Below are 26,194 nucleotides of genomic sequence, written 5' to 3'. Positions count from 1 at the left end.
CGATCACCAACAGCTGAGCGATCACGAACTGGCGAACCTCAGGATCCATGACGATTCAATGTGATCAGCACCTCAGTTGATTTCAATAGCATGGGCCGAGTGAGACACCCTTGAATGCCTAGTCCGTCATGGTTTCTGCTGGCCTGGGGTGTCGTGGCCATCGGGTCCCTGTGGAAGTTCTGGCGGATCACCCGTGGCTGGCGCCAACGTCCCGGGGGCATGACAGGAGATACGAAAGCCTTTCGAGCATCGCTGGAACGCCGCTGGAGCACCGGCCAGCGGCGCTGAGTGACGACCCGGTCTCAGCCGAGGGCATCCTCCACCGCGGCTCTGGATCGGGCAATTTCCTGTTGCCAGGCCAGCAGGAGGTCTTTGGTCAGAGCCTGCAACTGCTGAACATCCGTGATGGCACTGATGTCGCGTGTTCTTTTCTCCAGCTCAAACTTTTGACCGAGGGTGAGGGCAATGGGCTCCATCAAAACTCAGGCGATTGAAGGGAATGTATTGGCCTCAATCCTCAATGGAGTAACAAAACGAACATCGCAGGTGATGTGTGTCCGTGAAGTGACATTTGTTTCATTACAGAGCGTTGCCTGATGGCATCACTCTCCCGTTGATGGCAGGGTGATCTTCTTGAATGTCAACATCTGGTTCAGATGTCCGATGCACTTTTCTTGGTCTCAGCATCTGGAACTGGCTCGGTCGGTGTCATTGACTGCAGACAAGGACAAGGGAACTGCTCTGGCCTTGATGGGAGTGGGATTGACTCTCTTGCTGAAGGATCTGGAGCAGTCAGCTCTGAGCAAACACGCTGAACGGTCGCGTTCACTGCTCGAGTAAGTGATCCATCAATGCGGCGTACAGCTGTATTTTCATGGTTTGCAGGCACTGTTGTTCTTCTGGGCACCCTCCAGGCCAGTTCGCGTGAGCCTCAGAAACAATCCGGTGCAACAAACGCAGTGCATGGAGATCCATGTGCATACATGCTCCGCCCTGTTCGTTTGACATGCTCCCGATTCGAAGGAATCGAGTGAAAGCTACCGATTCCAATCGTCTGAAACGGTATCAATCACACCGAATGATCTGACCAGTCAGATCTCCGTTGCTTTTCCGTTTGGTAGAGAGATGGCCACAATCAACGCAACGGTGATGTCCGCGGCAGCAATCATCAATTCACTGATCAATTCCATCGAATCACTCCTTCTCGCGCTTGCTGACCGGTAGATCAGAAGGCTGCATCAAGGCGAACACAACGGCACCCGTCAGGACGGCAGTCACCACGATGGTGGCGACGATTGCGGTCGAGTAGTCGCCCATGGGTCGATCTCTTTTGCAGCAATCTACACGCTTGTAACGGGATGTGAACGTTCCTTCTCAGGATTGGTCAGGAGGCTCTTCTCAGATCGTGCAGAGCTTCGAGTTGGTTGTGCACCTGCCGGAGTTGCTGCAGCAGCACATCCGTGCCGTCCAGTTTGCTGAGCTCCAACAGCATGGTTTCGATCTGTTCCTTGCTGCGGATCAGCACACGGCATTCGGCTGTGCCCGGTTCGTAGGCCATGGGTGAGTGGTTTTGGGCGTCTCATCCAAGGGCGTCTGCTGTGTCCGGGCCATTGATTGGCATCTGCTGCAACAAAGCGTCCCCGCGTCGATACAGCGTTCTGGCGTAGTCGGTCCAGGTGCCCTGTCCCCAGTAGCGAAAGCAGCTGGTCTCCAGCAGCAGGAGGTGCAGGAGAGCGTCCCGATAGCTGGATGTGCCCGTCAGGCTGGGCTCGCTGTTCACCGCGGCGTCGAATCGCTGATGGAAGCGCGCACTCAGCTCGTTCATCGGCTCCAGCACGTTCTCGTACCCAGCCACCCAGCTGAGGTTGCTGGTCCATGAGGCTCCTTCCATCGAGAAACCATCACCGGCTGTTGCCAGCCGATCGATCGCCTCCTCCACGGTCTGGCGGTTGAGGGTTGCGCCGACGGCATTCCACAGCCGCTGTTGCTGAACCGCCTGAATGGCAGGACATTCGTCGTCGGAGATACCCTCGGCTTCAAGCAGCTCGAGGTATTCCGTGCCGTTGATGGCCACGGTTCCATTGCTGTCGTCCCGGATCCGTTCGTTGGCCTGGCAGTAGGCAGCTGGAAACTCGTTCATCATCACGCCACCGTTTTCACCATCGGCGATCTGGCTGACCAGCGGTGGTATTTCTCGCCCCGCCAACGTCGTGGGTTGCAACCCCATCGCTTCGTAGCAGGGTTGCATCTGGCCGACGAGTTTGGTGTCCGACCCCTGGGTCTTGATCAGCGCCGTGATGCTGATGGTTTCCCCGGAACTGTTGCGGGCCATCAGGCGGTTTGGGAGGTGTTTCTGCTCCTGTGCCAGCGGTGTTCCGTCCAGGGTTTCAACGCTGTGCTCCTGCACTAGCAGCCAGCGGTAGCCGCATTGCTTCAGGGCAAGGATGAACTGAAACAGCGTGTCCGGATGGTTGGGGAGATGCATCTCCGGTGGAGAAAATCCCCTGACGCGTTGCAACGCGGCATCACCGAACATCGTTGCGAACTGGTGTTGCCAGGCCATGATCTGCAGCTTCAGATCAGGAATCGGTGTGGAGGGAGCAACGGCATGGCTCCAGAACGTGCCAAGCCACTCCACATGCCGCTGCATCTCTGAATCACAGGCGAGGTATCGCAGGGCTCCGGTGATGTCCTCACGGCCCATCTGCCCGACACCCCAGAGCAGGTTGCCCGAGTAATCGAGCATGATTCGCGGGTTGCAGCCTCTGCTGATCAGATCCGGGATCAGATCCGCCATGCGGCGGTAGCACTGAGCAAACGGTTCGGCGTTGTGGTTATCGCCTTCTCCCGGATGCTCAACCATGTATTGCAGATGGGAGATCAGGGCATCGTTCGCTCCGGCAGGCACCGTGGGTTGATGCATGTGCAGCGCGCAGGCGAAGCCGGAGCGGATGCGGCTGAGATCGAGATTGCTGTGGTGCCTCCAGATCGGTGGCTGCTGCTGCTGCATCAGTTGCATCAGCTCAGATTCACGGCCGCAGATGGGGGGGAGGTCGATCATCGGGCCGAGGCGCCTGGTTGCGTTTAATCCATAGCGCTGATTTCAGGCACAAAAAAGGAGGGTTTCCCAGGCCCTCCCGTCAATCGACGCATACCCCTCACCGGGGTGTTCATAGTGTTACCGAGTGGACTGGTTCAGGCTGTAGGTGTTGTTACTTATCCGAAGTTGATCGGCTCAGGCGACCAAGTCCGACTCCATTCCCCAGCAATCGGAGCCTTTTGATGTCAACAGGCAGACCATCTGCTGGTCCTGGCTGATCAGGCGAAAGGTGCGGCCTGTGGCATCACTTTTGGCACGCGCATGCCAGAACGCATTGTCGCGACTGTCGTGGCGTGCTTCAAAACTCCAGCCGTTGTCGGTGAGACCCTCGATGATGAACATGGCATTCGTGCCGGAAGCTCCACGCTCGTGGCCGTGGCGGATTTGATCACGATCCGTGCAGATCTCTTCGGGATCGCTTCACAGCACGATGTCCTTTTTCACTCAGGTCAACTGCTGTTCCTGCTGCCGCAGTGTTTCGTAGGCCTGCCAGAGACCTTCCACCTCGGAGCAGATGGCGTTGCGATTGCAGACCCGATAACGACCGTGGCCGATGGCATCGATGGTAGATCCTTTTGAGGTGGCGCAGATGCGGCTGATGCTGTCCATCGATGGAGTGTGGCTGTTAGTGATCTACGGCGTCAGGGGGGTGTCCGTCCGGGGCTGATTTGCAGATTGAAATCACTCTGTTGAAATAAATAAGTTCCGGGGGAACGGTGATGCCTGAGTTCGTTGTGATCTGTCGGAACTGCCATCAGCTGAACCTGGGGCATTCCAAGGATTCACCAGTTCCGCGACGCTCCATCTGTCTCCAATGCGGGCAATGGTCGGACGCATGGCCAGCGTTGTATGGCCCCCAGCGTCGTTCCCGTCGTCGCTCTGCCCCCCGACTTTTGAAGCCCCGCCCCTGCCGCTGACTTGTTCAGTTCCATGGGACAGTTGATCTCCTCTTGGCTGCCGCCATGCCATCGACTGCGGTGCAACAGTTTCTGCTGCACCTAAGCCGGGATCCGCTTCTTCAGGTGAAGGTGCAAGCGGCCATCACCGCTGATGAGGTGGCCATGCTGGCCCAGGAGCTTGGTTACGCCGTGTCCGGCAGTGATCTGCTGTTGCTGGATGGTCAGCACGAGGCCGGTATCCGCGTCACGCGGGTTGATCACCCTGGGGAATATCCCGGTCGTTATTACTGAGTGTGGATGGAGAGACGTCCTCTTCCAGTGGATCCTGCTCACCCAGCGACTGACGGCGACGCAACTCGAAACGCAGTTGCCTCAGCTTTTCAGTGTTGTTGGTGTTTTCGCCTTCGGTCCAGTGCTGCGGGTGAGCTAACCGCGATTCGAGCTCTGCGATGTGGCCGATGAGATGTCTCGCCTGGGCCTCGATTCGAATTCCAACTTCAGGCTAGACACCCTGAATCGTTCAGGCCGAACGACGCTTTGGCCTCAGGATGGGCGGCAACGGCGAGGAACTGATGGAGACTTATCTGGTGACAGGCGCCAACCGAGGCATCGGACTGGCCTACTGCCAGCAGCTCCAGGCCCGTGGGGATGCAGTGATTGCCGTGTGCCGACAGATCAGCCCTGAGCTGGAGTCGCTGGGGGTGCAGCTCGAGGCCGGCATCGAGCTGAGTGAGCAGTCATCCATCGATGAGCTGGTGCGGCGTCTTGACGGTTGCCCGCTCGATGGCGTGATTCTCAACGCCGGCATCCTTCACTCGATGGGGCTGGAGGATCTTGATGCGGAGGCCATTCGCCGCCAGTTCGAGGTGAATGCCTTAGCTCCCTTGCTGTTGGCACGGGCCCTGGTTCCGCAGATGCCACAGGGCAGCAAGCTGGCGCTGATGACCAGTCGCATGGGGTCGATTGACGACAACAGCTCGGGGGGCTCCTACGGCTATCGGATGTCGAAGGTGGCCCTGAACATTGCCGGCAAATCATTGGCGATCGATTTGAAGCCCCGGGGGATCGCCGTGGCGATCCTGCATCCGGGACTGGTGCGCACCGGCATGATTCGCTTCAACCCAAGTGGAGTTGATCCCTCGGACGCCGTGCAGGGTCTGCTGGCCCGCATTGATGCGCTGACCCTGGAGACCAGCGGCAGCTTCTGGCATGCCAATGGTCAGGTGTTGCCATGGTGAGTCGACCTGGGGGCTGCAGTGGGTTTTGATCCGCGTCAATGGACCGGCTCACCACCGTCAGGGGCCTCGACGAGCAATTGTGATGAGCGGGTGACCAGCAACGTCGAGGCGTTGCTGGCGGAGAACGATGCCCTGCGGCGAGAGCTCCAGCGCATGCAACGGGAGCTGGAACGACTGCGTCGTCAGCAGCGCCCTCGGCCTGAACCAACGATGAACCTGATCCGACGGGTGCAGGTGCAGCGTTGGGGGGATGAACTGGCCAAGCAACCCGGTTGGAGCGAGTTCGATCAGGCAGGCCTGGAGGCGTTGATCGAGCGGCTCAACCGGCGGGGGTTCCCTGCGAATCTCAACCTGCAGCAGCGGTTGAACCGGCTGGTGGATGGTCTCGGCAGCGATCTGCTTGCGGCGGTCGCAAACCCGGCAACCCTCCAGGACACGGCGGTGCTGGCGGCCTTTGCTCTCTATGGAGTCAGGGCCAGTGAATGGCTGGATGAAGATCCCCGCCGCGTGGTGGCGGAGTTACACCAGCGCTTGCGTGGCCCTCGTCGCCCCAGCGGCGATTTCCGGGCTGATGCTCTGGCTGTGCTCGGTCTGGAGCCGGGGGCGACGGCCGAGGCGATCAAGCGAGCCCATCGCCGATTGGTGAAGCTTCACCACCCAGACATGGGCGGATCAGCCGAGGCGTTTCGTCGGGTGAATGAGGCCTACCAGCAGCTGGTGAATTAACCCCTTCAACAATGATGGGGTGGTGATGGCAGTGGGCTGATGCCGGTGGAATTCGGAGTGGTGTTCATTGGTGCCGGCATCGCCGTCGCCATCTCCCTGGCGGTTGCGGTGTTATTCGAACGTTGGAAGGAGAAGCAGCAGGAGCCTTGATCCCCTGTGCGCCTGTTTAATCCGCATAATTGCGGTAGACGGTGCCCCCACCTTGGACAGCACAGACCGCTCTGATGCCAGACGGAAGACGATGATCTCCTCCCTTCAGAGACGGTTCCGCGAGGCTCACCAGCGAGGTGATGCCAAGGCGAAACGAGTCCTGTTCCGCGAGGCCATTTACCTCGGTATACAGCCGCACATGTTCACCGACGAGCACTGACGTGGTGTTGTTGCTGCAATCTCTCTGGGGCTGGAATGGTTCTTTCGAGTCAGCTTCCAGCCGTGCATCAACTCACGGATTTGATGGTCTCGAATGCAATGTGGTTCATTCGTGTCTGGAGCGGATTGATGCAACGGATGTTCGGCAGCTCCTCGGCAAGAGAAGGCAAGCGCTGATCCTCGAGATCACGACTGGGGGCGGCTACACCCCAGATCTGGCCCATGGTCCCGAACAGCATCTCGAACAACTTGAGGCGTTGCTGAGTCGTGCGCTGGCCATGGAACCGCTCAAGATCAATCTGATCATTGGCAGTGACAGCTGGTCTGAGGACGTCCAGCATCGTTTTTTCAAGGCTGTTCTCGACCGCATCGACACCGTGCCATGCGCCGTGATGCTGGAGACCCATCGCAGCCGGAGCCTGGCTAACCCCTGGCAGATGCCGGTGTGGCTGGAGCGACATCCACGGATGCGGCTCACGGCAGACCTGAGCCATTGGTGTTGTGTTGCCGAGCGGTTGATGACGCCTGATCTCCTACCGGTGCAGGCCATGGCAGGGCGGGTCGACCACATCCATGCACGGGTCGGTCATGCCCAGGGCCCCTCAGTCAGCCATCCCTTTGCGCCGGAGTGGACCGAAGCATTGGAGGCTCATCGCTCTTGTTGGCAATTCTTTCTGGAATCGTTTGATCAGGAGAAGGCGCCGGCCACGATCACGCCTGAATTCGGCCCTGATGGCTACATGCCACTGCAGCCCTTCAGTGCTGAACCGGTGGCTGATGTCGCCAGTCTCAACACACAGATGGCCTCCTGGCTCCGCACCGCCCTGCACAACTCCATGCGTTGAGAGCAGTTCAGGAGCCCAGGATCGCGGTGCACTCCAGCCGCTCCTGGCTGGCATCGCGGCGTTGCAGCCGCAGACTGATCAGCCTCGCGAGGTAGTCGGCATCGTCGCTGACGCCGCAGAAGCGACCGGATCCCCAGGTGTGCAGCCAGGGCAGACCAAGGAAGTAGAGCCCCGCGCTCTGGGTGACCCCACGCTCATGGGCCGGCAGGCCGGCACCATCGAACACCGGAGCATCGATCCAGCTGAAGTCGCTGCGGTACCCGGTGCACCAGATCACCGCAGCGAGTGGATCCCGGCTGAGATCGATGCCGGGGTCGGCCATCGCTGATGGTTGCCAGCAGGGGGAATAGGGGGGCTCGAGGGGGGCCTCGATGCCCTGCTGCTGGATCCAGCTGTCGATGCTGCTGCGGATGCGGCAATAAACCGCATCGGCCTGATCGAGGTTGCCGGCGAGATCATCGGCAAAGCCGATGTGGTCAGTGGCGATGGTTGCGAGACGGCCATGCAGACGCATGCCCTCGGTGGCGCGATGGCGCAGATCGATTTCACGGCCACCATCGCGACCGGTGAGGTAGTGGTTGGTTTTGGCGCGGACGCTGCGGGGGTCGGCATGGTCGCTGATCGGCATGGCGTAGTAGCCCATCCGGTCCAGCCAATCGACCACATCCCGGCCGCGGTACACCCGTGGGGATCGAGGGGCGCTGCCCACACTGAGGTGCACGGTGCGGCCGGACAGGTGCAGGTCCTCCGCGATCTGGCTGCCGGACTGGCCGCTGCCCACCACCAATACGGGGCCTTCCGGTAGCGCCGCCGGGTTGCGGTAAGCACGGGCATCGAGTTGGAGCACGGAGGCCGGCAGCCGTTCGGCCAGGGGATGGCGCCGGGGGGCGTGATACCCGCCGGTGGCCACCACCACATGTTCAGCCTCCATCTCGCCTTCGCTGGTGATCAGCCGATAACCACTGCCTTTCGGGGTCAGCCGTTGAACGGCGACCCCCTCGCGCACATCTCCACCCACGTGCCGCGCGAAGCGTTGCAGGTACGCCACGATCTCTGCCTTGGGCATGAACCCCTCGGGCTGGTTGCCGTCGTAGGGGAAGTCCGGCAAGCGGCATTGCCAGTTGGGGGTGACCAGGCAGAAAGAATCCCAGCGTTGCTGATCCCAGGCGTATCCGATGCGGTGCTTTTCCAGCACCACAGGACGGATGCCCCTTTGCTGCAACTGATAGGCCACCGAAAGTCCGGCCTGACCGGCTCCGATCACCACAACCGCATGATCGGACTTGAATCGGGCGACATCATGCGCGCTGTGCAGCATCAATCAGCACATGACTTAATGCCCTAATCCTTGTTTGAAATCAACACTTGTGTTGTAGCCAAGGCCACCGAATTTGATTGCGCTCCCGCTGTCATCCAGTTTGATTCAGTCTCGAATTTGGTCGTATTTCGTACATTTTTTGTGGGCCGACCGGAGCCAGTCTTTGAGTCCTTATGGTTTCTTCACATGCCTGTCGTCGACCGTCCCGCTAACCAGCCGGGGGATTATCTTGTTGACTACGAGGAAAAAGTCTTTCCCGATGTGAAGGCTGAGCCGGGTGAAAAGGCCTTGGTCACGTTTCACACCGTTGCTTTCGAAGGTTCTATTGGCCTGGTCAATCTTCTGCAGGCCAGCCGTCTGATCACCAAAGGGTTTGAAACCTCTGTTCTGCTCTATGGCCCTGGCGTCACCCTCGGTGTGATGCGTGGATTCCCCAAGCTCGGTGATGCCGCCTTTGATGGTCACCTGAACTTCAACGCACGGCTGCAGAAGTTCATGGATCAGGGGGGAAAGGTGTACGCCTGTCGCTTCGCTCTGCAGGCGCTTTACGGACACAGCGAGAAGGCGCTCATGCCGGGCATCACCCCGGTGAATCCCCTTGATGTGCTCGACATCGTGCTGATGCATCGCAAGGAAGGGGCCTTCATCCTCGACACCTGGACGCTCTGAGTCGGCGTCGTACCTATTTCATGGTGACCACTGTCAAAGTTGCCGCTGCCCAGATCCGTCCCGTCCTGTTCAGCCTGGATGGATCTCTTCAGAAGGTGCTCGACGCGATGGCCGAAGCGGCGGCCGAAGGCGTTGAGCTGATCGTCTTTCCGGAGACGTTCCTGCCCTATTACCCCTACTTCTCATTTGTTGAGCCCCCGGTTCGCATGGGGCGCTCCCACCTGGCGCTCTATGACCAGGCTGTGGTGGTGCCCGGACCGGTCACGGATGCGGTGGCAGCGGCCGCACGGCAGCACGGCATGCAGGTGTTGCTGGGGGTGAACGAACGGGACGGTGGCACGCTCTACAACACCCAGTTGCTGTTCAACAGTTGCGGCGAGATCGCTCTCAAGCGCCGCAAGATCACTCCCACTTATCACGAGCGGATGGTGTGGGGGCAGGGGGACGGTTCCGGCCTGTCGGTGGTGTCCACCCCGCTTGGTCGGGTCGGGGCGTTGGCCTGCTGGGAGCACTACAACCCGCTGGCGCGCTACGCGTTGATGGTCCAGGGCGAGGAGATCCACTGCGCCCAGTTCCCCGGGTCGCTGGTCGGGCCGATCTTCAGCGAGCAGACCGCCGTTACCATGCGGCATCACGCCCTGGAGGCTGGCTGTTTCGTGATCTGCTCCACCGGATGGCTGGATCCGGAGGACTATGCGGCGATCACGCCAGATGCTTCGTTGCACAAGGCGTTTCAAGGGGGCTGTCACACCGCTGTGATCAGTCCTGAAGGCCGCTACCTGGCGGGTCCCTTGCCGGACGGTGAAGGCCTGGCCATCGCCGAACTCGATCTGGCCTTGATCACCAAGCGCAAGCGAATGATGGACAGCGTCGGCCATTACAGCCGTCCGGAACTGTTGTCGCTGCGGATCAATCGCAACACGGCCGTAGCGATGCAGGAGATGGCGAGCGATCCGGTTCCATCCGAAACGTCGATGGCCGAAACGTCAATGGCCGCCGGGATGTCCCATGTGATCGAGGAGATCAACCATGTCTGAGCTCGGACGCCTGGTGACCGAACTGCAGGTGAAGGGGGTTCGGGCCGAACCACTGGAGGGAAACCGGGGCCGGCGCGGCGGGGCTGGCCCCTCTGACCACAGGGCCCTGAATGTGGATGGCACCACGGTGATGGTGCCCGTTTACAACGACGTCTCCGGCTCATCGGCGTACAGCCTGGCGGCACGTGGTGACGGCTTGACCCTGACCGGTCCTCAGCAGGACGCCCTGCCTGTGGTGACCACCACAGATGAACCGGCCTTCTATGGCCTGAGCACGGCGGAGGGGATCCCCTACCGCTCCATCGCCTTGCTGCACAGCCGAGATGTGCTGGCCACCACGCTGTTGCAGACCTGTATCCGCTTCCGAGATCGCTCCCAGTCCTGCCAGTTCTGCGCCATCGAGCAGTCCCTTGAGGACGGCGCCACGGTGATCCGCAAGACCCCGGAGCAGGTGGCCGAGGTTGCGGAAGCTGCGGTGCGCCTGGATGGTGTGAAGCAGCTGGTGATGACCACCGGCACCCCCAACAGCGATGACCGCGGCGCCCGGCTGATGGCCGAGACGGCCGCGGCGGTGAAGCGTCGGGTCGATCTGCCGATCCAGGGGCAGTGCGAACCCCCCGATGATCCGATCTGGTACGAGCGGATGAAGGCTGCGGGAATCGACAGCCTCGGCATGCACCTCGAGGTGGTGGAGCTGGAGGTGCGGCGTCGCATCCTTCCGGGCAAATCGGAGCTCAGCCTCGAGCGTTACTACGCGGCCTTCGCCGATGCTGTCGCCGTGTTCGGGCGAGGAGAGGTGTCCACCTATCTGCTGGCCGGCCTGGGCGACAGCCGGGAGGCACTGCTCGATTGCAGCCGCCGCCTGATCGAACTGGGGGTCTACCCGTTTGTGGTTCCGTTTGTGCCGATCTCCGGCACACCCTTGGAGCACCATCCGGCACCGGACACAGCCTTCATGGTCGACGTCTACAAGGGGGTTGCCGAGCTGCTGCACCAAGGAGATCTGCGCTCCGAGGCGATGTCGGCCGGTTGCGCCAAATGTGGAGCCTGTTCGGCGCTGTCGCTGTTCGAGCAGGCGGCCTGACCATGGTGTTCTGTCTCGATCCCAGCAGCCGTGGCATCGGCCGCAGCATCAGCTCCGCCCCCAGCCTGTTCACCCCTTCGGTGCGGGCTGGCATCGGCATCGACGCCGATGATTTCCGCCTGTCGCCCACCGCCAGTTCGGATCGGTTCAGCTTTCACCTGCTGCGTCCCGATTCGCCCCTGATCGCGGGTTACTGGTCGTTGCGGCGCAGCATCTTCTGCGAAGAGCAGCACGTGTTCGAACAGTCCGATCGGGATGAACTCGACCGCATCGCCTGTCCGATCGCGGCCCTGCATCACGACTGTCAACCCGACGAAGATAAGCAGGGCCCGGAATCCCAGGTGGTGGGTGTGGTGCGGATCGTGGAGACCGAACCACGGCTCTGGTATGGCGGACGGCTCGGGGTGCACAGCGACTTTCGCCGTCACAACCAGATCGGCAAGGGGTTGATCTGGAAGGCGGTCACCACCGCCAACGGCTGGGGCTGTGATCGTTTCATGGCCATGGTGCAGATTCAGAACGTGCGTTTCTTTCGCCGTCTGCACTGGGCCTCGATTGAGGAACTCGAGATCCGTGGCATCCGGCATCACCTGATGCAGGCCGATCTCAATTACTACGCGCCGTCGCGGGAGCGGCGGCCGTCATGTTCGCTCCTGCCATCCCTTGCCGCATGAGCTTTACCGAGCTGATGGATGGGCTGCGGCTGCACAGCGGTCTGCTGGCCAAACGCGACATTCAGCCAGCGGCCGGGATGTTTTGCCACCAGCCGTTCCCGCAGCTTGGTGCAGCGGGGATGCTGGGGGATGATGCCGCTCTGCTTCCTCGCCAGAACGGCCAGCTATTGCTGGCCTGTGAGGGCATGCAACCTGGGCTGGTGGAGGAGGACCCGTGGTTTGCCGGCTGGAGCGGTGTGCTGGTGAATCTGAGCGACATCGCGGCGATGGGCGGTCGACCGCTGGCGTTGGTTAACAGTGTCTGGAGTGGTGGTGCAGATGCGTTGCAGCCTCTGCTGGAGGGGATGCGATTCGCCTGTGAGAGCTTCGGGGTGCCGATGGTGGGGGGGCATTCCAATCAACAGAGTCCCTACACAGCGTTGTCGGTTGCCGTTCTTGGGGTGGCAGAGGGGCCGGTGCTCTCCGCCCGGGCGGCAGCACCCGGCGACGAACTGTGGATGCTCGTGAACAAAAACGGAGCCTTTTACCGCCATTACCCCTTCTGGGATGCGGCCACCCATGCCACCCCAGCTCGACTGCGCTCCCATCTGAGCCTGCTGCCGGCACTGGCGGCTGAGGGCCTGGTGCGCGCTGCCAAGGACATCAGCATGGGTGGACTGACGGGAACGTCGGTGATGTTTGCCGAAGCCTGTGGCCTGGAGCTCAGCATCGATCTGGATGCGGTGGACCGCCCTGATGGGGTGGAGGAACAGGCCTGGCTCAGCTGTTTCCCGAGCTTCGGCTACTTGCTGGCCGTGGATCCGTCCCGGACGTCAACCCTGGTGAGGATGCTGCAGGGCGATCCGGACCTGATCTGCTGTCGGATCGGTCGCTTCAGCACCGGTGAATGCCGGGTGCTGCTGCAGATCTCCGGGGCGTCGCATTGCCTCTGGGAGGTGGCGAGCGGACTCACCGGATTCGGCTGTGGCGGATGAGACAGCGATGCCGAATGGCCTGTTGCAGGATCCAACAAATGTGTACGGATGGATGCCTGAGGTTCGCTTTCAGTTGGAATGGCCGGATGGCCAATCCAGCACGTTGTATTCACCATCAACTGTGATTCTTGAGTATCTGAAACCAGGCGATTCATTTCGGGTGTCGGAACTGGAATCGTTGGGTGTCAGGGCACTGCGGGCTGCTTCCGAACGGGTTCGTGCCCGCTATGGATTTGCCTGCACCCGCACGGACGAAGAGGAATCCCAGCTGCGCCAGTGGATTGCCCGCTACAAGCCCGATCAGAACGTGCGGGTGATCAGTCAGTTGCCCTGACCCTGTGATGCATCCCCTCTTTCCTTCCCCCAATTTGTTAATGCCATGACCGGAAAACCTCCCTTTCCACCGTTCACCCTCGAAACCGCGCAGCAGAAGGCACGGATGGCCGAAAATGCGTGGAACAGCAAGGATCCAGACAAGGTTTCATTGGCCTATACGGAGGACAGTGTCTGGCGCAATCGCAGTGAATTCATCCACGGCCGGGCTGAGATTCTCGCTTTTTTGCAACGCAAGTGGGCGAAGGAACTGGACTACAAATTGATCAAAGAAGTGTGGGCGTGTTCCGGTAACCGCATCGCTGTGCGTTTCCAATATGAGTGGCATGACGCCGAGGGGCAGTGGTTTCGCGCCCATGGCAACGAGAACTGGGAATTTGCCGAGAACGGGTTGATGCGCCGGCGTGAGGCCAGCATCAACGACGTGCCGATCGCGGAGGGCGATCTCCTGTTCACCTGGGGTGATGGCCCAAGACCCGATGATTTCCCGGGTCTGACGGAACTGGGCCTCTGACGATGGATCTCCAGCGCCATCCCTTGCCGGAGGCGATTGTTTCTATCGCAGATCTTCGGGTGTTCGTTGAACACCACGTGTTTGCGGTGTGGGACTTCATGTTGTTGCTCAAGGCGCTGCAGCAGCACCTGGCACCATCCGGTGTTCCCTGGGTGCCGCCCAAGCATCCGCGCAGCGCCGGGTTGATCAACAGCCTGGTGGCGGAGGAGGAGTGTGATTGTCTGCCTGAGGCCCTCGGTGGCCCGTTGCATCTGTCCCATTTCGGCATCTACCGCCGGGCGATGGTGGAGATCGGTGCCGACACCTCGGCCATCGACGCGGTGCTGCAGCAGGCGATGGCCGGTGATCTCGGCAGCGCTGTGCCACACCCGCGGATCCCGCCCGCTGCAGCCCGTTTTCTCACTACCACGCAGGTGCTGATTCAGGATGGTGAGAGCCATGCCCTGGCTGCGGCGTTTGCCTACGGCCGGGAGCTGTTGGTGCCGGATCTGTTCCGTGCGCTGCTGAAGCGACTGCAGGCCCTGGCGTTGCCCTGTCCAACGTTGTGCTGGTACCTCGAACGCCACATCGCCCTCGATGGCGACAGCCATGGCCCGTTGGCCGAGGCAATGGTGCTGGCCCTAGTGGGGGACGACGCCAAGGCGATGCAACGGGTGGAGCAGGTGAAGCGCCAGGTGATCGAGGATCGCAAGCGTTTCTGGGATGCGCTGCATGCTGAGCTGCGCTCACCGGTTCCGGTGTGAATGGCGGATTCGAACCGGGTGATCCGGCTGGGCGCGATCAGCTGAGCGATTGGGCCAGCTCTTTGGGCAGCACCTGTCGGTAGATCTCCTGCCAGTGGATGATCCGTTGCTCGAGCCCGTGGGGTGGACCGGGCACGAGTCCACTGCGGTAGCCGCGCTGAGCGGATTCGACCAGGGGCTGGTCCTCGTCCAAAAAGGCCAGCAGCTCTTTCAACCAGGCTTTGTTGGCCGCATCCGTCGGCGGTTCGCCGCTGGCTGCGCTGGGAGCGAACAGCCGCAACTGCATGCAGCAGCTGTCGAGGCTGAGGGGCAGAAACTCCAACAACGCCAGACGGCCGTCCGGCCAGGTGATCAGATGTAGCCAGGGCGGCAGGCCAAAGGTGTGAAAGCAACCGCCATCGGCGTGGGGCGTCACCAGCAGGTTCACCAGGGCCGTGGTGTGGTGGACGTAATCGCGCACCGGCCCCTGTTCGCGGTGCAGAGTCGTTGGATGGGCCACGGCGACGTGGTAGTCGTCGAGGGTGTTGTCGTGGGCGATCTTCCAGTTGCAGCGCAGGGTGCGCTGCAGGATCCGCACCTGATGGAGGGGCTGGGTCCAGAGGTCCGCCACCCGTTGATGCACCAGGTCGAGCTGCTGGTCCAGGGGCGTCACCGCCTGGGTGAGTGCGACCCAGATCAAGGGGCCATCCTCGCGGCAAGGCAGGGAAGGGAGCGGCCAGTCCTGGCGATGGAAGGGGGGATCGAAGCCCTGCTCGCGCGCCGCGGCCAGCAGCTCCCCTTCCAGGCTGTAGGTCCAGCCGTGGTACGGGCAGATCAGGCGACGGCAGGCGGTTGCTCCCTCGCGTTCGTGCTGGAAGGCCACGCCGCGGTGGGGGCAGCGGTTGAGAAAGGCGCGGGGGGGTCCGTCCTCGGCTCGGGTGAGCAGAAGGGGCTGATTCAGCAGGGTTAGAGCCAGGCTGTGGCCGGCCGGCAGGGCCGATCCAGCGACCAGGGGATGCCAGTAGCGCTGGGCGTAACCGCTGCAGTCCCAGCGATACAACTCCGGATCGGTATAGGCCTGGGCCGGCAGAAACCGTTGCGGAGCCTTCATCACCCGATGGTTGGTTCCAGCTGCCGCAGGCTGGTGGCCAGGCTGCGGCGCAGCTGCAGGAACTCAGCGCTGAGGCGCAGCTGATCTAAATCGCTTTTGTTCAGGGTCACCTCGAGCGAGCGGATGATCCGGCCCGGGTTCGGTGCCAGTACGTGCACGCGTTGAGCCAGCACCAGGGCTTCCTCCACGTCGTGGGTGATCAGCAGCACGGTCAGGCCGGTGCGTTGCCAAAGCTGGAGCAGGAACTCCTGCATGGTTTCGCGGATCTGCAGGTCCAAAGCACCGAAGGGTTCATCCAGCAGCAGCACGCTGGGGTTGGTGGCCAGGGCGCGGGCGATCGCCACCCGTTGCTGCATGCCGCCGGAGAGTTCCCTCGGCAGTTTGGTGGCTGCATCCTGCAGACCCACCACCTCGAGGAAATAGGCGGTGCGATTACGCACGTCAGCCGACGTCATGCCCTGTAGCCGCATGCCGAAGGCGACGTTGTCGGCGGCAGTCAGCCAGGGGTAGAGGCTGTATTTCTGAAACACCATGCCCCGGTCGGGGCCGGGCCCTTCAACGGGGGATCCATCGACGTGGATCCGGCCCCCGCTGGGGTGATCCAGGCCGGCGATCAGCCGGAGCAGGGTGCTCTTGCCGCAGCCGGAACTGCCGACGAAGGTGATGAACTCACCGGATTGCATCGAGAAGTTGATGTCCTCGAGGACGGCTTTGTCGCCGAACTGTTTGGAGAGGTTCTGAACCAGCAGTTCCATGGTTCAGACCGCCCAGCGGCAGCTGAGGCGCAGCAGCAGACGGAAGCCCATGTCGATGGCGAAGCCGATCAACCCCAGCACGATCAGTTCGGCGAAGATCTGATCGGTGCGGAAGAAGCGCTGGGCCAGCTGAATCCGTTTGCCCAGACCCACTTCGGCCGCCACCAGTTCGGCCACCACCACCAGGTTCCAGGAGGTGGCGATGTTGATGCGCAGGGTGTCGATAATGCTGGGCAGGCTGTAACGGGCCACCACCTTCACCAGCACCTGGCGGCTGCGGCCGCCGAGGGTGAGGGTGGTTTCGATCAGTTCCTTGGGAACAAACTTCACCGCATCCATCACCATCAGGATGTTGAAGTAGATCGTGCCGAGAAAGATCAGGGCGATCTTGGGTTCCTCGCCGATGCCGAGGTAGATAATCAGCAGGGGAATGAACGCTGCTGCCGGCATGTAGCGGAGCATGGCGATCAGGGGTTCGCACAGGGCGCACACCGCTGGGTACACCCCCATGCAGATGCCGATCGGAACCGCCAGAACGGTGGCGAGCAGAAAGCCAGCGAACACCCGACCGGTGCTGGCGACGATGTCCTGGAACAGGATGCCGCTTTCGGCCATCGAGGCCAGGGAGCGGAACACCGCCCCCGGTGATGGCAGGAACTTCTCATCTACCAGGCCCAGGGAGGCGATGGCCGCCCAGGCCAACAGTGGGATCAGCAGGGAGGCGACCTGCAGGCCGCCACGCACGGCCCCCGATGGGGTGGCCCCAAGGGTGAGCAGAGAGAGGAGCCCTGAGCCCCTCCCCTTGGATGCAGCGGCGGCAGTGGCAGTCATCAGGAGTCGGCGACCTTCTTGATGAAGCTGGAATCAAACAGGTTGCTCATGTCGGGCGTCTCGGGAATGAAGCCAACGGAGACCATGAATTCCGCCATCGATTCCGAGGCGAAGGGCATGTACTGCATGCCTTCGCCTTCGCTGAAGGCTTCCAGGTTCTCGTCGATCGAAAAGAAACGGGTGCCGTCCTTGTACTGCTCGTACTCCTCTGTGGGAATGCCGGCCCGCTTGGCCATGATTGCCTCCGATTTCTCGGGGTTCTTCTCCATGAAGTCGCGCACGTCCCACCAGGTCTTGACGATCTTCTGAACGTCGTCGGGCCGTTCCTTAATCAGATCACCGCTCACGGTGAGCAGATCGGGAATGGCACCGGGGTACTCTTTGGAGCTGGCGATCACCCGGGCACCCTCGCGCTGCATGGCGGTGCCGGTGTAGGGCGGGAAGGCGCCGACGGCATCCACCTGCCCGGCGGCAAAGGCTGTGGCGGCCTGGTCGGTGGGCATGCCTTTGATCACCACATCCTCACGGCTGAGGCCAACGTCCTTGAGAGCCAGGCTGAGCAAGTAATCGTCTACGACGCCCTCTTCAACGGCCACAGTCTTGCCCTTGAGCTCTGCGATGGAGGTGATCGAGGCGTCAGCAATGATCTGGTCGTTGCCGGCGGAGTTGTCGTTCACCAGCACAACAACTTCGCCACCGTTCTCGCCTGGCAGGAAGGAGATGGTGTCGTTCAGGGTCTGGGAATTGCCGTCGATCTTGCCGGCGGCGAAGGTTTCCATCGACTGCACGTAGCCGTCGAACCACTTCATCTCTACATTCACGCCGTTCTTTTCGAACAGCTTCTCTTCAACGGCGATGGCCCAGGGCCACCAACCGGCCCAGTTGCTGTAGCCGAGAACGATCGGGGTGCCGCCCAAAGTTGGGGTTGAGGGCTTGGAACAGGCGACGGCCAGAACGATCGCCAGGCCGGCGATCAGGAGATTGCGGAGTTGCTTGGTCATGGCATCGGCGTGATGGGTGGATGACGGGATCGGGGCTCAGGCGGTGGCCAGAGCGGGGGACTGGTCTGCAGCCCTGGCTGCAGCAGAGGAGACGGCGGTGCGATCGGCAAGGGCCTGCCGCACCCACTGGTGCCAGACATCGAGGCCTTCGCCGCTGAGGGCGGAGACCTCGATCACCGTGGCGTTGGGGTTGATGCTGAGGATGTTGCGGCGGATCGCCGCCAGCTCCACCGGCAGGTGGGGCAGCAGATCCACCTTGGTGATCAGCACCACATCCGCCTGGCGGAACATCAGCGGGTACTTGAGCGGTTTGTCGTCGCCCTCGGTGACGCTGAGCAGGGCCACCTTGTGGTGTTCCCCCACATCGAATTCAGCGGGGCAAACAAGGTTGCCGACGTTCTCCACCAGCAGCAGATCGAGCTGGGTTGGATCCAGGCGTTGCTTCAGCAACGTGAGTCCGCCGCTCACCATGGCGGCATCGAGATGACAGGCCCGACCGGTGGTGATCGGCACCACTGGAATGCCGACGGCTTCCAGACGCTCGGCATCGAGCTGGGTTGTCATGTCGCCCTCCAGGACCGCCATCTTGTGTTTGGCGGCCAACGCCGGCAGGGAGCGTTCGAGCAGGGCGGTCTTGCCGGCACCGGGGCTACTCATCAGGTTGAGGCAGAGCAGGTTCCAGGCCTGGAAATGCTCGTGGTTGTGCTCCGCCTGGTGCTGGTTGGCGGCGAGGAGGTTGAGACCGAGGGTGTCCTCGAGGGGCATGTGCATGGCTAAGGGGGGATTGAGGTGTCAGCGCATGCGCTGGATGGAGCTGGACTCAAGGGCAGCGCCGGCCGCACTGCGGTAATCGATGCTGCGGATCCGCAGTTCACGGCCGCTGACGATCTCCTCCAGTGGGTGATCGCAGCAGGGGGAGCGGTAGGCGCTCTCCGGCACGGGGTCGTAGGTGCTGTTGCAGACCAGGCACCGACCGACGAAAGGAATGTCGGTGATGGTGAGCCGGGAACCATCCAGCCAGGTGCCCTGCACCGCGGCGTTGTAGGTGGTCACCAGCTGATCGGGCTCAACGCAGGTGAAGCGGCCCACCTCGAGGTGGACGGTCTCCACCATCGCGCTGGCGTCGTCCCGACGCTGCCGCCATTCATTGAGGGAGATCAGCAGGCACTTGGTCATGTCGACTTCGTGCATGGCTTATCTCCACTTCTGATCGACGTTCATGTTGCAGACATCGCTGATCCAGGCCGGCTTGTCCTTGCGGGGCAGCTGGCCGCTGACCACCAGGTGGGCCATGGCATCGCAGATCACGCGGGTGGCCATCAGTGAGGTCATGTCGCTGATGTCGTACGGCGGCGACACCTCCACGATTTCGAGACCGCACACCGGCACATTGCGCACGATCAGCTCGAGCAGCTTGAGTGCTTCGCGCGGCAGCAGACCGCCGGGTTCGGGCCAGCCGGTGCCGGGAACGAAGCCGGCATCGATGCAGTCGATGTCAAAGGAGATGTAAACGCAGTCGGTGCCGTCAGTGGCCCGTTCGATCGCGTACTGGGCTGCCGCCTCCAACCCCATTTCGGTGATGTCCGTGACGGTGAGCACGTTGGTGCCGCGTTCGTGGCAGACCTTCACGCCCTCGCGCGGCACCTGCCAGCCGCCGATGCCGAGCTGCACCAGGTTCTCAGCCGGAGCATTGGCCATGTTGGTGGCATGGAACCAGGGGCAGGTGTGCATCCGCTCGTCCAGGTCGATCTCCTGGGTGTCGACGTGGCGGTCGAAGTGGATGATGCCCACTTTCTTGTCACCCAGATGGCGGCAGACGCCGCGCACTGTGGGGAAGCCGATGGAGTGATCGCCGCCGAGAATGATCGGGAATGCGCCGCTGGCGAACACGTGGGCGATGCCCTTAGAGATCTGATCGAAGCTCTTCTCGTTGTTGGCCGGAATGGTGAAGATGTCGCCGACATCGCAGAGGGTGATCTGTTCGCGCAGATCCACCCCCATTTCGTAGTTGTAGGGGGTGTAGAGGGCCGAGATGCGGCGGATGCCCTGTGGCCCGAAGCGGGTGCCGGGGCGGTAGGTGGTGCCGCAGTCGTGGGGCACCCCGACGATGGCCACGTCGTAGTTGCCCACCTGGTTCACATCCTCCAGGTAGGGCGCCTTCATGAAGGTGTTGATGCCCGCGAAGTGGGGCAGCTCGCCGCGGGAGAACGTGGAGATGTTGCGGTCCACGATGCTTTCGGCCGCTTCAAGACCCAGGCGCTTGGCCTGATCAACTTCCTGCTGCCAGCCGGTGAGGGGCAGCTTGCGTTCCTTCTCGAGCGCCTGAGTGCCTTCGCTGGGATGCGAACGCTGAAAGGCCCCGTTGGGGTCCGTTGGGGATGACATCGGAGGGGGAGTTGGTGTTGTGGCGGTCTCCCGGGCTTTTGTCCCTCCGTGCAGCCGGCAGAACCGACCGAAACCTCTCGGACCAGGCATCCCTGACGGGATCGGAACCCTAGGTTTCTCCGCCCTTCCACTGTCTGCGGCACCGGTGGCACGCGCGGTGTGATCAGCTACGGAATGACGTCGTACCAGCCAGACCTTCAGGACCAAGGCCTGATCGGCTCTCAGCTCATCGGTGATTCCTGAGTCGGAACCGATGGGGCTGCCTCGTTGCGGTTACTTCCAGTGGTTAATTCAGACTCCATCCGGTCCAGACAGGTGGAGCACAGCACCCTGCCTTTCAGACGCAGATAGGTGGCCATCGAGCGCTCGATGCGCACGCTGCAGCCGGCACAGACGAACAGTGGCATTCCCAGTGGATCGACGCCCTGTCCTAACGCGCTCCTCCTGACCGTGTTGGTTGTGCTGAACAACAGGGAAAACTGATCAACGTGCTGTGATCCCGAAGAGTTCAGGTAACTTCAACCACCCGGTTGATCCATGAGCCATCACGGAACCATCTGTGCCGGGCGCATGATCCTGACGCGCTACTTGAGCAGCAGTGGCTGGGTGGAGGAATGTTCCCACCAGACCCTCTTTGATGCCTACGTCGATGCACGTCGTCGTTGTGTTGTGCGGGGCTGTCCTTATGCCTTGTTTGATGCCGATACGGGCAGCACTGTGTCCGTGCTCACGGTGAAGCAATGTCTTCACCAGTACGGCGTTGATGGTGAATTAACCGTTGGCTGAAAGCACAAAAAAAGCCCCGCCGAAGCGGGGCGATTGAGCTGCATCAAAATGCTGCTTACTGAGCCACTTTGTGGCCGCGGTACACAAGAACAGGACGCTTGCTGTTGGTGGCAGCAGCGTTGTTCTGGACGTACTTCTGGCCGCGATAGGTCAGGGTCATGATGGGTTCCTCGAAGCAAGCTCAGGTCCCCGTTCCATGGCCTGAGTCGAACTGCGCCTCGCCAGTGGTGAGGTGAACGTGCAGTAGCAGGTGCTACACATCTGTCCTACAGGCTCTGGCCAGGGTTGTGTAGTTCATGCGGCTACACAACAGAGAATTTTGCTGAAACCGCCTCAACCGAGTCCAGAGTATTCCTGTCGGAATTCTTCCCAGCTAGTTTCCTTGCGTTGTCTTCTTGGACGAATGGGATCCGGGCGACGAGGAGGTGGAAGCAGGATTGGTTTTGTTTCGTCAGCGTTTGATTGGGCTGTCGATGTTGATCTCAACAGCTTCACCACTGGGTTGATGGGCATGGCTGTGATGGGGTTGTTTCAACAATGTCCTCCTCCGTGCACCCCCAACACTGCTGCGATGGCGACCAAATGAAGAATCAGATGACCTCCTTAGATGGATGTGAACGCAAAGATTCCCTGAAGACAATGCTCAGATGAACACTTTTGGCTAATTGCTGTGTGCATCGATGCTTACGGACGGTGACGTTGGCTGCGCCATTCAGCATCGTCCTTACGTTGTAGGTACACATCCTCAGTTCTGTGAACTCCTATCAAAACAAGGACGACTGGGCCAGGGCGCAGAAGCAGAAGGTCCACAAACCCATTGATGTCGACACCCTGATGTGGGTGCGTCACCGCTTGATGCGATTTGAGGTGGAGATGCGCTGGGCCGATCGCATCTGCGTATTTGAGGAGTTTTTCCCCAACGACGCCATCACACCCCAGCTTTAGGCTCTCGCTTCCGTCGAGATCTCGATGCCTGTTCCCTTGGCCTTCATGCTCGGTGAGCTGGAGATCAGCAACGTCACCGCCGTTGTTCTGGTTGTGGTCGCACTGGTGTTTGTGGGGAGTTTTGCTGTGGTGTCGCTGCAGACCGGTGAATTGATCAAGCCTCCCAAGTAGGATTGACATCTGTTGATCAACGGGCTGTGGCCCTTACCAGCAGCCCATCCCGAGGCGTTGGGCTGGGAATCAACTGCAGGTTGAGATCCTGATCGGGCTCGAGATGCAGCTGAACGCGCTGCAACAGTCCCATCGCCATCAAGCGGATTTCCAGTTCCGCCAGGGCCTTACCCAGGCAGACCCGTTCACCGCCGCCGAAGGGAAGCAGGGTCTGTTGGAACGATCCATCCAGATGACGCTGGGGCCGGAAGGTTTCCAAGTCGATCTGGTTTGTGGTGCTCGATGAGCTCAGCACCACCTGAATCACCCTTCCCTGGGGAATCGCCACATCGGCCAGCTCGATCGACTGGGTGTTCTGCCGGAAAAAACCGCCCACCGGTGGCGTCATGCGCATCACCTCAAGGACAGTGGCATCCAGCCTCGACGGGCGTTCGTGGTTGTTCAGATCTTGCATGAGCCACTGTTCCACCTCTGGGTTGAGCAGCAGGGCCCGAAACAGGCAGCTCAATGACGATGCCGTGGTCTCGTAGCCAGCGAACAGCAGCAGCAGCAGTTGTTCAACAAGGTCATCGTCATCCAGCGGGAGCCCCGCTTCATCCAATCCGCCGCTGAGCAGATCAAGGCCGCCCTGTTGCCTGTTGTTGTTGGTTTGCAGCACGGTCTTCAGCCGAGCCAGCAACCGTTGCCGTGCGGCAAGGGCCCGCGCGAAGGGTGTTCCTGGCAAGGCAAGGGGGATGGAAAACAGGGCGCGGGTCCAGATCTCGAAATCGGCGAAAAGCGCATCGCGGTTCTCGGCCTCAAGCCCCAGCACCGTGGTGGCGATCACTGAAAAGGCAAAGCGCCGCATCCGTGCAGCCAGGGGGATTGGGCCCTCTGCTTGTTGCAGCTCGTTGGCAAGGTCGTTGACCAGGGCTTCGATGGCTGGGGTGTAGCGGCTCAGGGCTGCACTGGAGAACAGCTGACCCACCACCCGGCGACGCGCTTTGTGGTCTGCACCGCTGCGGTTGGCCAACGACTTGCTGCCCAGCAGTTGCCGCACGCTGTCTGGCCACCAGCCTTGAAGGCAGTCTTCCTGCTTCAGCAGATCACCGATAGCGCGTTCGCCGCGGATGAACACGATGCTCTGGGCCAGCAGTTTGGTCTCGAACACATCTCCCAGCTCACTGAAGCGGCGTTGGCTGAAGGACGGATCCCGGAAAAAGGCCAGGGTTTCGCCGAGGCCTGTCACCGCACCGGTACTGGGCAAGGGTGCGGCCGTCATGGATCCAGATGCGTGGTTGCAAGCAAGCTATTGCCAACATCGCTGGAGTGATGTCACCGATTGATGGCTCTGCAGCTGCATTCCGCCGACTTTCTCCATGACGATGGTGTGACCTACTGCATCAGGCGTGACGGCCTGGATCAGGACTTCACGGTTTACGAAAAACGTGATGGGGCCTGGATCGACAGCGGTCTCGATCAGGCGGTGAAGGACGTGAATTTCAGCGAGGTCAAGCGGCTTGGGCTGTTGATCAAACGGATCATGGATGCAGATCGCTGGGTGGCCTGAGAATTCGCGGCACACTGCCGGCATCACCCTCCCTGATCCGGCACATGCTGAAAACAGCTCTTCCTTCGATGGCAGCCTCTGCCCTGTTGATGCTTGGTGTTGTTGGTTGCGCCGGGGAGCCAACAAGCTCCGGTGATCAGGCATCATCGGACGCTGCATCGACGGACGCCAAGATCGAGGCGATCTTCAGCGGCAGCCAGACCCTCAATGGCAGCGATTTGACGTATCCCGAGGGCAAGCCGGAGTTGCGTCTGTTCCGTGTTGAGCTCCCTGCGGGGGGCAAGATCCCACTGCACACCCACCCTGCACCGATGTTGGTTTATGTGCAGGCCACCGATTCCGGTGAGCTGCTAAACACCCGTGTGCAGCCGGATGGCCGTGAGGTGAGCAGTGTGTTCAAGCCTGGCGAGAGCTTCATTGAAGGTGCCTCAGAGCCGCACTACGTGGAAAACAAAGGAGACACCCCAACGGTGGTTTGGGTGATGGTGGCTTCTGTGGAGGGGCTACCGACCACGGAGTGGATCAAGTGATTCCCATCCTCAGGCGCTGATGCGGGTCATGGCCAGCTGCATGCGCGCCTGGATGGGTAGCGATGGCATCGGGATTGTCTTCAGAAGTTGACGTTCTGCTTTTACAGATAACAGGGCATTGATGTCATTGCCCTGTCCATCTTTGTAACTGTACGTGTCCAACGTGCAGGGATCGATATTGGCATGAATCATGTTGCCATCTCGCAGTAAAAATCTTGCCATCTCGATGTCAAATCATCCTCATCAAAGCATGTGAATACAGGGGGCTGATCTGTTTGTTCAGGCCTCACGACAAGCGCTTGCGCCGCTTCGACGTGAAGTCCACAACGTTGCTGGTTTCCAGGCCGCTCAGGACCAGCCGGGTCGCTTCATCGGCGCTGATCCAGCGCACATGGCCTGTATCGCAGTCAGCGACCTGGAACAACGTCGGCACGCGCGGATCTCGTGCTCCTCCATCCACATGGATGATCCAGCCCATCCACCAGTCGGCGTCTGCAGCGGTGTCGGCTGAGAGCGGTTCAACGAGCACCAGGTCTCCAGCCTTGAAGCCAAGGAACGGCGGTGCGTCTTTGCTCGCCAGGGCCATGCCATGCATTTAGTACAGCCATACTGGTTCTAGCAGGGGCGGTCTGGGCCGTCAGGGGTGATTCTGCTCAGTTCGTCGGGCCTCGTCCCGCCAGGGATAGCGCCCGAAGCGCTGCAGTTGTTCCAGGTTGCGTTGTGCCAGGTCTGCCGTGGCCTGGTCCACATGGATCTGCAGCAGCGGGATCGCCTGCTGCACCACAGCGGGGGTTTCGCTGTGCAGCATCGGCATGAGCCAGAACTGGCGCCTGGCCCGTTGCGGTTCCATCGCAATCCAACCCAGCGCGAGGGCCCGCTGGCTCAGCCGCAGCGCCTGTTGATCGCCGGCAAAGGCTCTGGGCTCGCCCCGCCAGATCTGACGGCTGAATTGATCCAGCAGCAGCACCAGCGCCAGACACGATGACGGCTGCGCCTCCCAACTCTGCAGACCGCCAGCGAGGGCCTGCTCCACCAACGCACCAAACCGCTGGCGAACCTCCTGATCGAACGTCTCGCTGCGGCGAAACCACTGCCAAGGACGGCACTGTTCAAACCAGAAGTCGAGGATGGCCTCGTGCATGGAACAGCGCGACTCGATCAACAGCGTTGAAAGCGCACGATGCTGCGGGTCATCCCCTTCTCCGGCCAGTTGGGCATCACCCGCCAAGGGGTGCTGACGATCAGCTGGTCGTTCTCCACCCGGTAAAACCGGGTTTGTTCCGTGCCAACCCAGGAGGGATTCCAGGCCACATCCACCTGGGTGATCCAGCGATCCCCCTCGAGCCGATAGCTGCCGGTGTAAGCAATCATGCTGTTGAGCAGATCGGATCGCTCCTCAGCTGTGGAGCCGGGTTGGCGCCCCTGGGCTGAAAGGGTGAAGGACAACCGCCCTTCGGCCGTGAAGATCACATACCCGGTGGGATGGTCTCCCATCGGCGCGAAGGTTTCACTGTTCTCCTGCACCTCCACGACGTACGACACCAGGCTCCACACGCCCTGAACCGGGTTGCTCTGAAGCGTCTGCTGGGGCTGGATGGAGCTGGCGGTCATCAGCCGTTGCCGTGACG

Annotated in this window: 41 protein-coding genes and 1 riboswitch; of the genes, 20 read left to right on the top strand and 21 right to left on the bottom strand. The window is 61.2% G+C overall.

Annotation, left to right across the window (positions count from 1 at the left end; all coding sequences use genetic code 11):
• Positions 1 to 114 precede the first annotated feature (114 nt).
• On the top strand, positions 115 to 288 hold the full coding sequence (locus TX72_RS14455) for a hypothetical protein (RefSeq protein ID WP_173358499.1): 174 nt from the start codon (positions 115 to 117) through the stop codon (positions 286 to 288).
• 14 nt (positions 289 to 302) lie between these two features.
• Here the strand turns inward: TX72_RS14455 and TX72_RS14450 are convergent, their stop codons facing one another.
• Positions 303 to 476 carry a hypothetical protein gene (locus tag TX72_RS14450; RefSeq protein ID WP_173358498.1) on the bottom strand — a complete coding sequence of 58 codons (174 nt, stop codon included), beginning with the start codon at positions 474 to 476 and terminating at the stop codon, positions 303 to 305.
• 187 nt (positions 477 to 663) lie between these two features.
• On the opposite strand from TX72_RS14450, the gene TX72_RS14445 reads away from it, so the two are divergent.
• Positions 664 to 840: a hypothetical protein gene (locus tag TX72_RS14445; protein ID WP_173358497.1), complete on the top strand. Its 177-nt coding sequence runs from the start codon at positions 664 to 666 to the stop codon at positions 838 to 840.
• 354 nt (positions 841 to 1,194) lie between these two features.
• On the opposite strand, the gene TX72_RS14875 is transcribed toward TX72_RS14445, so the two are convergent.
• The 5 genes from TX72_RS14875 to TX72_RS14435 form a co-directional block, all read right to left on the bottom strand.
• Entirely contained in the window at positions 1,195 to 1,317 is a 123-nt protein-coding gene (locus TX72_RS14875) for a hypothetical protein (protein WP_263969701.1), read from the bottom strand.
• Between the two features lie 67 nt (positions 1,318 to 1,384).
• The gene (locus TX72_RS14440) at positions 1,385 to 1,558 is read right to left on the bottom strand and encodes a hypothetical protein (RefSeq protein ID WP_011128299.1); all 174 of its coding nucleotides are present in this window, start codon (positions 1,556 to 1,558) and stop codon (positions 1,385 to 1,387) included.
• Between the two features lie 21 nt (positions 1,559 to 1,579).
• Positions 1,580 to 3,061, bottom strand: a complete 1,482-nt coding sequence (locus TX72_RS07225; RefSeq protein ID WP_011128298.1) for a polysaccharide deacetylase family protein — start codon at positions 3,059 to 3,061, stop codon at positions 1,580 to 1,582.
• Positions 3,062 to 3,235: 174 nt separating this feature from the next.
• A complete protein-coding gene (locus tag TX72_RS07220; RefSeq protein ID WP_011128297.1) occupies positions 3,236 to 3,442 on the bottom strand; it encodes a hypothetical protein in 207 nt (68 codons plus the stop codon).
• Between the two features lie 102 nt (positions 3,443 to 3,544).
• Positions 3,545 to 3,709 (bottom strand): hypothetical protein, encoded by a 165-nt coding sequence (locus TX72_RS14435; protein WP_173358496.1) that lies wholly within the window; start codon positions 3,707 to 3,709, stop codon positions 3,545 to 3,547.
• A 353-nt stretch (positions 3,710 to 4,062) separates the two neighbouring features.
• Between TX72_RS14435 and TX72_RS07215 the strand changes: the two genes are divergently transcribed.
• The 5 genes from TX72_RS07215 to TX72_RS07200 all read left to right on the top strand — a co-directional run bounded on the left by TX72_RS07215 (position 4,063) and on the right by TX72_RS07200 (position 7,177).
• On the top strand, positions 4,063 to 4,290 hold the full coding sequence (locus TX72_RS07215; RefSeq protein WP_011128295.1) for a Nif11-like leader peptide family natural product precursor: 228 nt from the start codon (positions 4,063 to 4,065) through the stop codon (positions 4,288 to 4,290).
• A gap of 281 nt (positions 4,291 to 4,571) precedes the next feature.
• Complete coding sequence (locus TX72_RS07210) at positions 4,572 to 5,237, top strand: SDR family oxidoreductase (RefSeq protein WP_042504333.1); 666 nt, start codon at positions 4,572 to 4,574, stop codon at positions 5,235 to 5,237.
• An 18-nt stretch (positions 5,238 to 5,255) separates the two neighbouring features.
• Positions 5,256 to 5,963 (top strand): J domain-containing protein, encoded by a 708-nt coding sequence (locus TX72_RS07205; RefSeq protein WP_011128293.1) that lies wholly within the window; start codon positions 5,256 to 5,258, stop codon positions 5,961 to 5,963.
• Positions 5,964 to 6,204: 241 nt separating this feature from the next.
• Positions 6,205 to 6,333: a hypothetical protein gene (locus tag TX72_RS14870; protein WP_263969700.1), complete on the top strand. Its 129-nt coding sequence runs from the start codon at positions 6,205 to 6,207 to the stop codon at positions 6,331 to 6,333.
• Between the two features lie 100 nt (positions 6,334 to 6,433).
• Entirely contained in the window at positions 6,434 to 7,177 is a 744-nt protein-coding gene (locus tag TX72_RS07200; RefSeq protein ID WP_225867682.1) for an IolE/MocC family protein, read from the top strand.
• Positions 7,178 to 7,184: 7 nt separating this feature from the next.
• On the opposite strand, the gene TX72_RS07195 is transcribed toward TX72_RS07200, so the two are convergent.
• Positions 7,185 to 8,495 carry an MSMEG_0569 family flavin-dependent oxidoreductase gene (locus tag TX72_RS07195; RefSeq protein WP_011128291.1) on the bottom strand — a complete coding sequence of 437 codons (1,311 nt, stop codon included), beginning with the start codon at positions 8,493 to 8,495 and terminating at the stop codon, positions 7,185 to 7,187.
• Between the two features lie 186 nt (positions 8,496 to 8,681).
• Between TX72_RS07195 and TX72_RS07190 the strand changes: the two genes are divergently transcribed.
• Genes TX72_RS07190 through TX72_RS07155 form a run of 8 tightly spaced genes read left to right on the top strand, consistent with a single transcriptional unit; the run spans position 8,682 to position 14,523 of the window.
• Positions 8,682 to 9,164: an MSMEG_0572/Sll0783 family nitrogen starvation response protein gene (locus TX72_RS07190; RefSeq protein WP_011128290.1), complete on the top strand. Its 483-nt coding sequence runs from the start codon at positions 8,682 to 8,684 to the stop codon at positions 9,162 to 9,164.
• 20 nt (positions 9,165 to 9,184) lie between these two features.
• Positions 9,185 to 10,201 (top strand): Nit6803 family nitrilase, encoded by a 1,017-nt coding sequence (locus TX72_RS07185; RefSeq protein ID WP_011128289.1) that lies wholly within the window; start codon positions 9,185 to 9,187, stop codon positions 10,199 to 10,201.
• Positions 10,194 to 11,285 carry an MSMEG_0568 family radical SAM protein gene (locus tag TX72_RS07180; protein WP_011128288.1) on the top strand — a complete coding sequence of 364 codons (1,092 nt, stop codon included), beginning with the start codon at positions 10,194 to 10,196 and terminating at the stop codon, positions 11,283 to 11,285. The genes TX72_RS07185 and TX72_RS07180 overlap by 8 nt, the downstream gene beginning before the upstream one ends.
• A gap of 2 nt (positions 11,286 to 11,287) precedes the next feature.
• On the top strand, positions 11,288 to 11,959 hold the full coding sequence (locus TX72_RS07175) for an MSMEG_0567/Sll0786 family nitrogen starvation N-acetyltransferase (protein ID WP_011128287.1): 672 nt from the start codon (positions 11,288 to 11,290) through the stop codon (positions 11,957 to 11,959).
• Positions 11,956 to 12,933, top strand: a complete 978-nt coding sequence (locus TX72_RS07170) for a sll0787 family AIR synthase-like protein (RefSeq protein ID WP_011128286.1) — start codon at positions 11,956 to 11,958, stop codon at positions 12,931 to 12,933. The genes TX72_RS07175 and TX72_RS07170 overlap by 4 nt, the downstream gene beginning before the upstream one ends.
• Positions 12,934 to 12,985: 52 nt before the next feature.
• On the top strand, positions 12,986 to 13,267 hold the full coding sequence (locus tag TX72_RS07165; RefSeq protein ID WP_011128285.1) for an MSMEG_0570 family nitrogen starvation response protein: 282 nt from the start codon (positions 12,986 to 12,988) through the stop codon (positions 13,265 to 13,267).
• Positions 13,268 to 13,312: 45 nt separating this feature from the next.
• Entirely contained in the window at positions 13,313 to 13,780 is a 468-nt protein-coding gene (locus tag TX72_RS07160; protein ID WP_011128284.1) for a nuclear transport factor 2 family protein, read from the top strand.
• Between the two features lie 2 nt (positions 13,781 to 13,782).
• Positions 13,783 to 14,523, top strand: a complete 741-nt coding sequence (locus tag TX72_RS07155) for a DUF3050 domain-containing protein (protein ID WP_011128283.1) — start codon at positions 13,783 to 13,785, stop codon at positions 14,521 to 14,523.
• A 37-nt stretch (positions 14,524 to 14,560) separates the two neighbouring features.
• Here the strand turns inward: TX72_RS07155 and TX72_RS07150 are convergent, their stop codons facing one another.
• From TX72_RS07150 to TX72_RS07115, 8 genes are all read right to left on the bottom strand, one after another.
• Positions 14,561 to 15,613: an aromatic ring-hydroxylating oxygenase subunit alpha gene (locus tag TX72_RS07150; protein ID WP_042503592.1), complete on the bottom strand. Its 1,053-nt coding sequence runs from the start codon at positions 15,611 to 15,613 to the stop codon at positions 14,561 to 14,563.
• Positions 15,613 to 16,368 carry an ABC transporter ATP-binding protein gene (locus TX72_RS07145; protein WP_011128281.1) on the bottom strand — a complete coding sequence of 252 codons (756 nt, stop codon included), beginning with the start codon at positions 16,366 to 16,368 and terminating at the stop codon, positions 15,613 to 15,615. The genes TX72_RS07150 and TX72_RS07145 overlap by 1 nt, the downstream gene beginning before the upstream one ends.
• A 3-nt stretch (positions 16,369 to 16,371) precedes the next feature.
• Positions 16,372 to 17,199 (bottom strand): ABC transporter permease, encoded by an 828-nt coding sequence (locus tag TX72_RS07140; RefSeq protein ID WP_011128280.1) that lies wholly within the window; start codon positions 17,197 to 17,199, stop codon positions 16,372 to 16,374.
• Positions 17,199 to 18,200 carry an ABC transporter substrate-binding protein gene (locus tag TX72_RS07135; protein ID WP_011128279.1) on the bottom strand — a complete coding sequence of 334 codons (1,002 nt, stop codon included), beginning with the start codon at positions 18,198 to 18,200 and terminating at the stop codon, positions 17,199 to 17,201. The genes TX72_RS07140 and TX72_RS07135 overlap by 1 nt, the downstream gene beginning before the upstream one ends.
• A gap of 36 nt (positions 18,201 to 18,236) precedes the next feature.
• The gene (hypB, locus tag TX72_RS07130; RefSeq protein WP_011128278.1) at positions 18,237 to 18,971 is read right to left on the bottom strand and encodes a hydrogenase nickel incorporation protein HypB; all 735 of its coding nucleotides are present in this window, start codon (positions 18,969 to 18,971) and stop codon (positions 18,237 to 18,239) included.
• A gap of 21 nt (positions 18,972 to 18,992) precedes the next feature.
• On the bottom strand, positions 18,993 to 19,391 hold the full coding sequence (locus tag TX72_RS07125) for a hydrogenase maturation nickel metallochaperone HypA (protein ID WP_011128277.1): 399 nt from the start codon (positions 19,389 to 19,391) through the stop codon (positions 18,993 to 18,995).
• A 3-nt stretch (positions 19,392 to 19,394) separates the two neighbouring features.
• Positions 19,395 to 20,585: an agmatinase gene (speB, locus tag TX72_RS07120; protein ID WP_042503589.1), complete on the bottom strand. Its 1,191-nt coding sequence runs from the start codon at positions 20,583 to 20,585 to the stop codon at positions 19,395 to 19,397.
• A gap of 25 nt (positions 20,586 to 20,610) precedes the next feature.
• Positions 20,611 to 20,709: riboswitch (guanidine-I (ykkC/yxkD leader) on the bottom strand.
• Between the two features lie 97 nt (positions 20,710 to 20,806).
• Entirely contained in the window at positions 20,807 to 20,992 is a 186-nt protein-coding gene (locus tag TX72_RS07115; protein ID WP_042503587.1) for a hypothetical protein, read from the bottom strand.
• Positions 20,993 to 21,122: 130 nt separating this feature from the next.
• On the opposite strand from TX72_RS07115, the gene TX72_RS07110 reads away from it, so the two are divergent.
• Positions 21,123 to 21,371: a hypothetical protein gene (locus TX72_RS07110; protein ID WP_011128274.1), complete on the top strand. Its 249-nt coding sequence runs from the start codon at positions 21,123 to 21,125 to the stop codon at positions 21,369 to 21,371.
• 55 nt (positions 21,372 to 21,426) lie between these two features.
• On the opposite strand, the gene TX72_RS13220 is transcribed toward TX72_RS07110, so the two are convergent.
• The gene (locus tag TX72_RS13220; RefSeq protein WP_071820846.1) at positions 21,427 to 21,531 is read right to left on the bottom strand and encodes a DUF4278 domain-containing protein; all 105 of its coding nucleotides are present in this window, start codon (positions 21,529 to 21,531) and stop codon (positions 21,427 to 21,429) included.
• A 593-nt stretch (positions 21,532 to 22,124) separates the two neighbouring features.
• Here TX72_RS13220 and TX72_RS07105 point away from each other — a divergent pair.
• On the top strand, positions 22,125 to 22,316 hold the full coding sequence (locus tag TX72_RS07105) for a hypothetical protein (protein WP_042503585.1): 192 nt from the start codon (positions 22,125 to 22,127) through the stop codon (positions 22,314 to 22,316).
• 24 nt (positions 22,317 to 22,340) lie between these two features.
• Positions 22,341 to 22,487: a hypothetical protein gene (locus TX72_RS14430; RefSeq protein ID WP_173358495.1), complete on the top strand. Its 147-nt coding sequence runs from the start codon at positions 22,341 to 22,343 to the stop codon at positions 22,485 to 22,487.
• A 16-nt stretch (positions 22,488 to 22,503) separates the two neighbouring features.
• Here TX72_RS14430 and TX72_RS07100 read toward each other — a convergent pair whose 3' ends face one another.
• Positions 22,504 to 23,748: a cytochrome P450 gene (locus tag TX72_RS07100; protein ID WP_011128272.1), complete on the bottom strand. Its 1,245-nt coding sequence runs from the start codon at positions 23,746 to 23,748 to the stop codon at positions 22,504 to 22,506.
• A gap of 63 nt (positions 23,749 to 23,811) precedes the next feature.
• Here TX72_RS07100 and TX72_RS07095 point away from each other — a divergent pair, with 63 nt between their 5' ends.
• The gene (locus TX72_RS07095; protein ID WP_011128271.1) at positions 23,812 to 24,036 is read left to right on the top strand and encodes a hypothetical protein; all 225 of its coding nucleotides are present in this window, start codon (positions 23,812 to 23,814) and stop codon (positions 24,034 to 24,036) included.
• A 44-nt stretch (positions 24,037 to 24,080) separates the two neighbouring features.
• The gene (locus TX72_RS07090; RefSeq protein WP_011128270.1) at positions 24,081 to 24,566 is read left to right on the top strand and encodes a cupin domain-containing protein; all 486 of its coding nucleotides are present in this window, start codon (positions 24,081 to 24,083) and stop codon (positions 24,564 to 24,566) included.
• A 9-nt stretch (positions 24,567 to 24,575) separates the two neighbouring features.
• On the opposite strand, the gene TX72_RS07085 is transcribed toward TX72_RS07090, so the two are convergent.
• The 4 genes from TX72_RS07085 to TX72_RS07070 form a co-directional block, all read right to left on the bottom strand.
• Positions 24,576 to 24,788 (bottom strand): hypothetical protein, encoded by a 213-nt coding sequence (locus TX72_RS07085; RefSeq protein WP_052298026.1) that lies wholly within the window; start codon positions 24,786 to 24,788, stop codon positions 24,576 to 24,578.
• A 64-nt stretch (positions 24,789 to 24,852) separates the two neighbouring features.
• Positions 24,853 to 25,152, bottom strand: a complete 300-nt coding sequence (locus TX72_RS07080; RefSeq protein ID WP_083810659.1) for a DUF3104 domain-containing protein — start codon at positions 25,150 to 25,152, stop codon at positions 24,853 to 24,855.
• Between the two features lie 51 nt (positions 25,153 to 25,203).
• Complete coding sequence (locus tag TX72_RS07075) at positions 25,204 to 25,707, bottom strand: DUF924 family protein (protein ID WP_011128268.1); 504 nt, start codon at positions 25,705 to 25,707, stop codon at positions 25,204 to 25,206.
• A 17-nt stretch (positions 25,708 to 25,724) separates the two neighbouring features.
• Positions 25,725 to 26,177, bottom strand: coding sequence for a lipocalin-like domain-containing protein (locus tag TX72_RS07070; protein ID WP_011128267.1), 453 nt, complete (start codon positions 26,175 to 26,177; stop codon positions 25,725 to 25,727).
• Positions 26,178 to 26,194 lie beyond the last annotated feature (17 nt).

Source organism: Parasynechococcus marenigrum WH 8102, assembly GCF_000195975.1.
GTDB classification, from domain to species: Bacteria; Cyanobacteriota; Cyanobacteriia; order PCC-6307; family Cyanobiaceae; genus Parasynechococcus; species Parasynechococcus marisnigri.
Note: the sequence above shows the minus strand (reverse complement) of the source record. Positions and strands in the feature narration are given on the sequence as shown.